This window comes from Spiroplasma sp. hy2 (assembly GCF_044714365.1).
GTDB classification, from domain to species: domain Bacteria; phylum Bacillota_I; class Bacilli_A; order Mycoplasmatales; family Mycoplasmataceae; genus Spiroplasma; species Spiroplasma phoeniceum.
Map to the genome: position 1 here is coordinate 1 of NZ_RXFZ02000380.1, position 10393 is coordinate 10393.

General features: G+C 28.0%; 10 protein-coding genes. 2 read left to right on the forward strand and 8 right to left on the reverse strand.

Annotation, left to right across the window (positions count from 1 at the left end):
- Positions 1 to 96: 96 nt before the first annotated feature.
- The 8 genes from EHV01_RS06745 to sufC form a co-directional block, all read right to left on the reverse strand.
- Positions 97 to 231, reverse strand: a complete 135-nt coding sequence (locus EHV01_RS06745; RefSeq protein WP_422066787.1) for a hypothetical protein — start codon at positions 229 to 231, stop codon at positions 97 to 99.
- A 168-nt stretch (positions 232 to 399) separates the two neighbouring features.
- Complete coding sequence (locus EHV01_RS06750; RefSeq protein WP_422066788.1) at positions 400 to 699, reverse strand: hypothetical protein; 300 nt, start codon at positions 697 to 699, stop codon at positions 400 to 402.
- A 133-nt stretch (positions 700 to 832) separates the two neighbouring features.
- Positions 833 to 1384 (reverse strand): 5-formyltetrahydrofolate cyclo-ligase, encoded by a 552-nt coding sequence (locus tag EHV01_RS06755; RefSeq protein ID WP_422066789.1) that lies wholly within the window; start codon positions 1382 to 1384, stop codon positions 833 to 835.
- The gene (sufB, locus tag EHV01_RS06760) at positions 1384 to 2796 is read right to left on the reverse strand and encodes a Fe-S cluster assembly protein SufB (protein WP_422066790.1); all 1413 of its coding nucleotides are present in this window, start codon (positions 2794 to 2796) and stop codon (positions 1384 to 1386) included. The genes EHV01_RS06755 and sufB overlap by 1 nt, the downstream gene beginning before the upstream one ends.
- A 20-nt stretch (positions 2797 to 2816) precedes the next feature.
- Complete coding sequence (gene sufU / locus EHV01_RS06765) at positions 2817 to 3269, reverse strand: Fe-S cluster assembly sulfur transfer protein SufU (RefSeq protein ID WP_422066791.1); 453 nt, start codon at positions 3267 to 3269, stop codon at positions 2817 to 2819.
- On the reverse strand, positions 3270 to 4502 hold the full coding sequence (locus EHV01_RS06770; protein ID WP_422066792.1) for an aminotransferase class V-fold PLP-dependent enzyme: 1233 nt from the start codon (positions 4500 to 4502) through the stop codon (positions 3270 to 3272). It lies immediately after the preceding gene.
- Complete coding sequence (locus tag EHV01_RS06775; protein ID WP_400248385.1) at positions 4502 to 5332, reverse strand: SufB/SufD family protein; 831 nt, start codon at positions 5330 to 5332, stop codon at positions 4502 to 4504. Before EHV01_RS06775 ends, EHV01_RS06770 begins: the two co-directional genes overlap by 1 nt.
- A gap of 2 nt (positions 5333 to 5334) precedes the next feature.
- Positions 5335 to 6150 carry a Fe-S cluster assembly ATPase SufC gene (gene sufC / locus EHV01_RS06780; protein ID WP_422066793.1) on the reverse strand — a complete coding sequence of 272 codons (816 nt, stop codon included), beginning with the start codon at positions 6148 to 6150 and terminating at the stop codon, positions 5335 to 5337.
- A gap of 189 nt (positions 6151 to 6339) precedes the next feature.
- Here sufC and EHV01_RS06785 point away from each other — a divergent pair, with 189 nt between their 5' ends.
- Complete coding sequence (locus EHV01_RS06785; RefSeq protein WP_422066794.1) at positions 6340 to 8589, forward strand: hypothetical protein; 2250 nt, start codon at positions 6340 to 6342, stop codon at positions 8587 to 8589.
- Positions 8589 to 10304, forward strand: coding sequence for a lipoprotein (locus EHV01_RS06790; protein WP_422066795.1), 1716 nt, complete (start codon positions 8589 to 8591; stop codon positions 10302 to 10304). The genes EHV01_RS06785 and EHV01_RS06790 overlap by 1 nt, the downstream gene beginning before the upstream one ends.
- The last annotated feature ends 89 nt before the right edge of the window (positions 10305 to 10393 follow it).

Below are 10393 nucleotides of genomic sequence, written 5' to 3' on the forward strand. Positions count from 1 at the left end.
TTAATTATCAATAGACTTCTTGCATAACCTAGTTATTTTAAAATTCCTATAATTTATATTTTAAATATATTTTATAGGAATTTTAAAATAACTAGGTTATGCAAGAAGTCTATTATGTAAATGAGAAAAATATGTTAAATTAGGATATAAATTAGAGTCTAAAATTCACGCAGGAACATTTCAAAAACAAGCACTGCCCATAATTGATGATGGATAACTTAACAGCAACAAGTAACCAATAATATTTAAAAATTTGTCACTACGCACAACACCAATTGGAAAAAATAATCCCGATAAAAAAGCAAATAATAAAAAATAAAATTGCTACCACTAAAATAACCTTCAAATCATTTGAACAAAGCGCAATTAAAATACCAATTAAAGATGCTAAAAAAGAACTTAATATAATAGTTCAACATAATGCAAGTCAATTAATTCATTCAATATGAATTCCTTCACCATAACTAAAAAAGCAATTAAAAATAACCAAAGTGAACCAATTAAACTAGTAATTAAATTAATGGCAATTAAAACTAAAATTAATTGATAAATTGAAGCTTTTAATAAATGCAATTGGCGTGCAAAAGTAGTTTTTCGAAATTCATAAAAAGCAATTGCTAAATCAAGAATACCACTAAGAACCCCCACTAATAAAATTGACCCTGGTAACGATAAATAACTAGCATTACTATTAAACATATTAGTCACACGAATGCTAATAAAATATAAAATAACTGGTAAAACAAATGTTACTAAATAAGTATGTCATGATGTAAATCAATATTTACTAACAACACGTAATAATGGTAAGTTTATTCTGGCTCCTTAGTTTTTAAGCACTAATAATAATTTCTATTTTAACATCGTGTTCTTCAACTGGCAAAGGGGTTGGCACTAACTGTTCAATAAATGCTAACCCAATCACAATATGATAATAATTTTTTAAAAACCGATCATAATAGCCTTTCCCATATCCTAACCGAAAATTGTTTTGATCAAAAGCAACGATTGGAACAACAAGAACATCAATTTTTTCTGCATCAATTATTGGCAATGAATTTAATGGTTCATAAAGACCAAAACGTGAATTAAATTCTAAATCAGTTGTTAAATTGGTAATATGATAAAATTTTAAATTATTACCATCTATTCGTGGTAATAAAACATTAATTTTTAATGCAAATAATTGCTTAATAATAAAAATAGTATTAACTTCATTTTTGATTGAATAATAAAGAGCAATTGTTTTACTATTTTGTACACCCGGATGTTGAAAAAAAGTATTAAAAATCTGAGTTTCTTTTTGCTGTCGTAACTCAGATGAAATCTTGCTTCTTACAAGCAATTTTTCTTGTCGAATTTCTTGTTTAGCACGAGTTATCATTAACCAACACTACCTTCCATATCCATTTTAATTAACTGATTTAATTCAACTGCATATTCCATTGGTAATTCTCTTGTAAATGGTTCTAAAAATCCCATAATAATCATTTCCAAAGCTTCTTGTTCTGATAAACCACGACTTTGTAAATAAAATAATTGTTCCTCAGAAACTTTACTTACTGTTGCTTCATGCTCAATTTGTGATTCATTATTATAAACTTTATTCTGAGGAATTGTATCGGAATGTGATTTTCCATCTAGAATTAGAGTATCACATTCAACCCTAGCTTTTGAATACTGTGCTTTTGGTCCAATATGAACTAACCCACGATAGTTTGCTGTTCCACCATTAAAAGTCATTGATTTAGAAATAATTTTAGAAGAAGTATTTTTTCCCAAATGAATCATTTTTGAACCAGCATCTTGAATAACATTTTCCTTTGCTACCGCAATTGAAATACATTGTCCTTTACTATTATTTCCTTTTAAAATAACACTCGGATACTTCATATTAATTTTTGATCCAATATTACCATCAATTCATTCCATTTGACCATTTTCATCAACAATGCTACGCTTTGTTACTAAATTTAAAACATTATCACTCCAGTTTTGAACAGTTGTATAACGCATTTTTGCATTTTTTCCCACAAAAATTTCAACAATAGCAGCATGTAAAGAATCACGAGAATAAATTGGTGCTGTGCATCCTTCAATATAGTGTAATTCGGCATCATCATCAACAATAATTAATGTGCGTTCAAACTGACCACTATTCTGATAATTAATCCGGAAATAAGCCTGCAATGGTTTTTCTAATTTAACTCCCTTTGGAACATAAATAAATGATCCACCTGATCAAGCAGCTCCATTTAAAGCAGCATATTTATTATCTGTATTTGGTACTAATGTTCCAAAATATTTTTTAAATAACTCTGGATGTTGACGTAATGCGGTATCACAATCTAAAAAAATAATTCCTTTTTCTTCAACTTCTTTTAACATACTTCCATAAACTGGCTCACTATCATATTGAGCTTTAATTCCAGCTAAATATTCACGTTCGGCTTCTGGTAAACCTAACCGGTCAAAGGTTTTTTTAATTTTTTCAGGAACCTCATTTCATTTTGTTGCAATATGTTCTGTTGGTTTAATATAATAAATATACTCATCAAAATCTATAAATTCTAAGTTTGGCCCTCAACTTGGATTTTTTATTTTTAAAAAATTATGATATGACTGTAACCGATATTCTCGCATTCAATCTGGTTCATTTTTATGATCTGAAATTTCATTAATAATTGTTTCATTAAGACCTTTCCCAGTATTATAGTAAGAAATATCTCCATCATTAAAACCATATTTATAACTAGAAATTTCTTTAATTTCTTTTTCTTGCTTTAATTTTGGCATTAATAAGACCTCCTTTGGCATTAATCATTATCTGTTTTTAATAAATCTAATAATAATGTTTGAAAACCATTAACACCAATTGTCGCACATTTAATTCGATTAGGTTGTTTTGCAATATTAATAAAAGCAATTAAATCGTTTAACTTGTTCTTATCATATTGTTTGTCAAAAACCATTGCTAAATAATTTTCAATAATTGCTAAACCATCCTTCATTGTTTTTTCTTCTAGTTCTTGCGCCATAATGTCACTTGATGCTGTTGAAATTGCACAACCAACACCGTCAAACCGAGCACTTATAATTTTATTCCCTTCAATTATTAATTCTAAATAAATATCATCAATACATGATTCAGAAGCTTGATGAATTGAATAAACTGTTGGTTTCTTTGTTAAACCTTTGTACTGTGGTTCTGAATAATGGTCCATAATAATTTGTCGTAAAAACATTGGGTCATTTTTATTAAATTCCATTTAAACCAACCTTCCTAAAAAATCTTTCTCATTTGCAAGTGCCGATACTAACAAATCAATATCTTCATAACTATTATAAATTGAAAAACTAGCTCTAATTGTATTTTTCTCTGGAATAACAGTACCAATTAACCGCGCACAATGATCACCACTCCGAACAGTAATCTTATTGCGGCTTCCTAAATGCATTGTAACATCCTGACAAAAAACATTTTTAATATTAAAAACTAATGTTGGTCCCTTGCTATCAGGATTATAAATTATTGCTTTATCTTTTAATTTTTTATTAAACTGTTGAATTGCATATTGTTTTAACTGATGATTATATTTAATAATTTCTGTTAAAGTAAGGCTATTAACAAAATCAATTGCTGCTCCAAAACCAAAAATATCAGCAATATTAGCTGAACCCGCTTCTAACCGGTCTGGTAATTTTTTTAAACTATAATCTAAACCATTATTATCAATTCGAGTATTCATACCACCGCCAACAATTAACGGCTGTAATTGTAGCAATAATTCTTCTTTTCCTCATAAAATCCCAATTCCAGTTGGGCCAAAAATTTTATGGGCTGAAAAAGTAATAAAATCAGCATTTCACTTTTGAACATCAGTTGGCATATGAATAACACCCTGTGCACAATCAATCACAACAATTATTTCCGGATTAATTTTTTTAATCATTGTAATAATTGATGTTGGATCATTTTCATATCCTAAAATATTTGGCACATTAGCAAAAGAAACAATCTTTGTTTTAGCAGTAATAACTCTTGCTAATTGTTTTAAATCAATTTGAAAATTTATTTCTGGTAAAAACTTAACAACTGCTTTTTTTTCTTGTGCCATCCGATATCACGGTAAAATATTTGCACCATGTTCTTGTTTTGTAATTAGAATCTCATCACCCGCTGTAATCTTTGAACTTAAACCATACGCAATTTGGTTTAATCCATAAGTTGCTCCAGGGACAAAAATAACTTCTGAAACCTTTTTAGCATTAATAAAATGCTGAAGTTTCTGACGAACAAGTTCATATTGAACATTTGTTTTATATCCTAAATCACTATCAGTATTATGCGGATTAGTTCCATAATTTGTATAATAATCATTAATAGCATCAATAACAACTTGTGGTTTTAAGTTAGTAGCAGCACTATCAAGATAAATTTGATCAGAATTATTTTTAAAAAAAGGAAATTGTTTTTTAATTTCTCTATAATCAATCATCATTATTTTCCAATTTCTGTATCAATTTCATCAATAATATTTTTTTGTAATTCCTCATCCTCAATTGCATCAATCACATTTTTAAAATAACCCATACAAATTAATTTTCGAGCCTGCGTTATTGTCAAACCTCTTGTTTGTAAATAAAAGATTTGCTCTGGGTCTAGCATCCCAACCGCATTAGCATGACTTGCTTTAATATCATTTTCATCAATTAACAAAATCGGATCAGAAATTGCTTTTGAAGTTTTATCAAAAACTAGTAATCGTAATTCTTGATGAGCTTCTGATTTACCCATTGTTTTTTCAATATGACTAGTACATTTAACAGTTTGTAATGAATTATCTTTTGCAATTGAGTAAGTTTTAATTTCACTTTCGGTTGCTGGGGCTAAATGATGAGCATAAATAATCGCATTTTTATGATATTCATGTGTTGACAGACTTGCCAAATAATATTTAATAGCACTACGTTTACCCCGCAAATTGAAGGTAATGTTCTCAGTAATACTACTATTAACAATATTTAAGTGATAAATATTAACTTGTGCTTTTTCTAATAAGTTATAAAAAAGATTAGCTATTTGTTCACATTCACGATTTTTGTAAATATTAATAATATTAATTTGACTATTAGCAGGAATATTGTAGTTAATTGTTACTTCTGAAGTTAAATTTAAAAAAAACAAAAAAGTTTCATTAACAAGATTACTAGCAAAATTAATATTAATAACTTCACCAGCTTTATTATTCGTAAATGTTAATTTGGGTGTTGTTGCATCAATAGTAAAATTGTCACCAATAAGTTTTTGTTCATTCATTAAAACTTGCATTTTTACTTACCTTTTTGAGCAGCACACCCAATTCCCGCTAAAGGTTTAACACCCCTTTGTTTATTTTCTACTGTTAAATCTAATTCTTGTAATAATCATTCGTATCCCTCTTCGTTAATTTTTTTAACTAAATTATAATCTCCACTTTTAACAATTTTACCCTTAACAATAACATGAGCATGTGTTGGTTGCACTAAATTAAAAAAGCGATCATAATGGGACACAATAATTGCAGCAAAATGCTTATTTCGCATTTTATTTAACTCAGTACTAACAACATTTAAAGCATCAACATCTAAACCTGAATCAATTTCATCAATTAAAGCTAAAGATGGGCTTAATAAATTTAACTGTAAAATCTCATTTTTTTTCTTTTCTCCCCCTGAAAAACCAGTATTTAAATAACGACGAATCATACTATCATCAATTTTTAAATTTTTAATATTACGGTTAATATCTTGGTATAATTCTGGTAATTTAATTGGTGAATCACGATGAGCATTAATAATTGCTTTTAAAAAATCTAAATTTAAAACTCCAGAAATTTCAACTGGTGATTGCATTGCAAAAAATATTCCCATTTTACTTCGTTCATCAACCGTTTTGTTTAAAATACTTTCCCCAGCAATTAAAATATCCCCACTTTCAACAGTATAACTAGGATGCCCCATAATTGTTGATAATAAAGTTGATTTTCCATTTCCATTAGGCCCCATTAAAGCATGAATTTCATTAACATTAACAGTTAAATTTAAACCATTTAAAATAATATCATTATCAGCATAAACAAATAAATCTTTGATTTCAATTTTTTTCACTTTAGCCCCTCCTTTGAAAATATGTATTATATTAGTCCCGAAGTGAAATTATCTTTATTTTTTAATTAATAAAGTCTACTTTTATTGTACAATAAAAGTAGACTTTATTATATTTTTTTAATAGAATGTAGTTAGTATTTTTTATCAAAAAGTACAAAAATAAAAAGTCAAGAGGAAGGATGAACTAAAATGAAAAAACTTTTATCATCACTAAGCAGTATGATATTAGTGGGCGCAACCGCATTTGGAACGGCGGCTTGTAGTACTAAAGAAAAAAATAATCAACATAAAAATGAAAATGGTGATAGCATTTGGGCATGAATTCCAGGAATTTTTGGTGGTAAAAAAATCACTTCTCCTGATATTTGAAGTGTCTTAGAAAATCCATTTGTAGATGCCGGAAATGGAAAATGAACAAATGATCCAACCCAATGAGATGGCGCAACAAGAATCAAAATGTCAGTTCAATTAATGCAAATTTTAAGCGTTGCAATTTTAGCGAACCCTGATAAATTTTTTGTATCAAAAGAAACTACAATCGGTGATATTGCTGATTATAAAAATTTAAAAGACATTTTAAAAACACAATGACAATTACTAATCACAAATACAAATAATACTGTTGAGAGAAAGAAACAAAGTTTTAAAGACAGTGATAAAAAAAATTGAGAAAAAAAATATCATGATTTTTTAGATTCAAACTATAAAGATATCAGCGGTGCTAGTGGCAACAAAAAATATGAAATTGAAGAACAAAATTATAAAGCTGCCATTATGACAACTGGTGCTGATGGCGGAATTAGTGCAACACAAATGTTAACTAATGTTTTATTAAATAACAATATGCGTGTATGCAGACAAAATAACACTGAAAGCGCAGTTATAATTTTAAGGGATTTTGCTAGTTTCCTTAAAAACGGAAATAAAGCAGACGATTGAAATACTGACAATCAAAATTTACGTACTCAATTGGCATTAGCTTTTAGTTGAAATGAAGATGAAAAAGAATTTATTGATAATCTATCAAACTTAACAATCGCTGAAATTAATACTCGTATTAATACAATTGCAACAGATTTAGGAACTTTTAATTATAAAATTACGGAATATTTGAGTAAGCATCCACCAGTTGCAACACCTATTTTTAAAAATTCATCTAAAACATCAGTTGGTACTCCTGAATTAAGTGAAACATATGATGTTGGGCAAATATCATTATTTCAAAAATATATAATTGAAAAATGATTCCAAAATGAAAAACCTTTAGCAATTTCAAAAATAACATATGCTTTTAAATCCGGAGCAACACCAACTGATACTGGTTTTACAGCAGATAGTTTTGATGAAACAACAAAAACACAAATTGATAAAGATTTAGAAACTTTATCCTCAGCTAAAAGTTGAGAAGACTTTACTACTAACAGTGAAGGTACAGTTACTCCATCATCAGATTTATTAACTTTAAGTACACAAGCTGATGCTGTTAAATCAAATATTTTAAAATCAAGTGTATATAATAGCATTAGTGCACCTGATAGCATTAATGCACCTGGTGATATAAATGTTACGGTAAGTAAAATTAATCGTAAAAATCCAACCGCTCCAATTAGTGCTGCCTGAAAAATTGGTACTACTAATGATATTGTTATTAGTTTCTTTGATACAAATGGTTTAAACTTAGTTCATATTGATGGCCGCGAATATCTAAAGGATGCTGACCCAACATCATACGACGCTTATGATAGCAATTGACAATTTAAAAGTTTAAATTATTCAAGTAATTTTTATAGTTCATTAACAGATAAATCAAAAATCATGACAGTTGACAAAGCAAAACAAAAGATGAATACACAATTTAGTAATGCTCAATACTTATGATATTTAGTAAATCGTAGTTTAGTAAATAGCAATAATAACAGTAAACTAAAATTTAATGTTTTAAATGAAGTTAAAAAATATGCTACATTAAGTTCTGGTTCTGGTTCAACTGATGATAAAACATGATGATTTTGAATTTATGACTTTTTCAATAATTTTAATAATAAAATCTTAACAAATGGTGCTGATCCTCAAGAATGATTGAAAAACTTTCTTACTTTTAAAGATTCAGAAAAACATGAGACAAATCATGATTGATTTATTTCAATTATTAATGCAATGTCAACTAATTTATCAGGAGGTGCTGTTCAACGTTTATACAGTAGTTTTGAAGCAGAAAATAAAACAATTGAAGGATATAAAATGGGAGGACCCGCTGCTAAGATTGATCCAAAAACTATTGTTGAAAAAATTAGTAACGCAAAAGTATGACATGAAGAAATTGGTTTAAATTACAAAAAATTAAGTGTTTTGGCAAAAACTCCATTATGAGTGTATCAATTTCCTCCTGTAATAACAGATCCAATAAAATATTTTTATAAAATAGGAGGTAGACGATAATGAAAAAACTACTAAGTATTTTAGGAGCAATGTCTATTCTTTCTTCTACTGGCACAAGTCTTTATGCATGTGCAAAAAAAGATTTTGAAAGATTTACCGACCCCGCAATTGCTGATGAAGTTAAACGTTGAATTATTGCACAAATTAATTCAGAAAATGAATCAAATGTTGTCAAATATTCATTTAATGACATTTTCACTAAAGCAGCCCTAAAAGAAATGGCTGTAAGATTATTAGATACTAATATTTCAAAATTTTTCTATGCTTCAGAAGAAGCAACAAGAGCACGTTATACCGGAGTAACAATTGACGTTAACCAACCTGATTCATTATTAATAAAACAATTTATTAACTTTGTTGAGCAAGTTGCACTTGATAATTTAAGTACAAAATACTTTACTGGAATTTCTAATTCAACACCTTTAGAAACAACAATTGCAGGACAAGGATATGCACCTGATTATCAATCAGAAGGTTGATATGTTGGCGGTACTCAATCATATTTCTGAAAAGGAACAGATAAACCAAATTATATGAAATCAAGAAAAGAGCAAGGAGAAGCTAATTTCGAAATTAAAAGTAAAAGTGCTGGAGCTAATTATACTGACTTTAATACAATGTCAGAAAATGAAAAAAAAGTTGCATTAAAAGTTCAGTTTAAAGATTATTATACACATGTTGAAGTACCAGCAGTTATTGATAAAATTATTACTGCAACATACTTACACCAAAACGAGATTAAGCGCTATGGTAGCGGAGATAATAGTTCAATTTATCTAAATCGAAATAGTACATTATTTAATGCTATTCAATCATGAGATACCATTAGTGGAGCACGATGAAAATCATATGTTAAAATGGTGTGAGAATTAAAACTAGATAAAGAAGAATTAGACAAATTATTTAATAATAAAGATACAGATAAAGGACTATTAGCAAATGTTGAACAATTAAATTCTGATTTAACTAATAATCAGGATATTTTAATAAAAAAACTTAAAAACATGTTTAATGAGAAAAACCAAAGTAAAATCTTTAATAATATGATTAAAGATGGAATTGATCCAATTTTTGGGATTAGTGGTTTTAAAGGATTTGTTGGAATTGATAAAAATAAAAACCCAAATGATATTTTTACAACTTTAAACAATGCTGATGCATATAAACAAAAAATTATTGATACAGAAACACCATGTATTATAAAATCAGGTGAAGGAACAGACCCTTCAAGTTACCAATTCTTAGATACAAATAAAAGATACGGGTCAGTTGTCTTAGTATTACCAATTTATGCTGTTGATTTAATGAAAAATATGAATATTAATTATAAAAATGATAATAAAAACAATAAAGAATTATCATTAACTTGATACGGATCAGGAGAAACACCAACTGATTTAGATCAAGCTTGATTAGCACAACAAGGTGGTATTAAGCGTTCATTATCATGATTATATAATGAAAAAGGTTATTTAGGAACATACAATGAAAATGGTGAAGCTCTTTATAATGAAGATGGAACACCAGTTGACATTACAAAAAATATTAAAGGTCAAATCCTAAAATGAATTGAATATACTTTTGCACAACAACAAAATTTACAAACAGCAGCAAAAACAAGATTATATTCCTTAGCCTTTGCCAATAATCCAGAAAATGTTTATTCACAAACTCTGTATGATGCAATCGGATCATATATTATTAAAGAAGATTAAAAAAATCTTGGTCGTATAAATTATTTAAGGGTCTTAAATTAATATCTTAGAAATTGTGGAATAATATACCACTTACTTATTTAGATTGT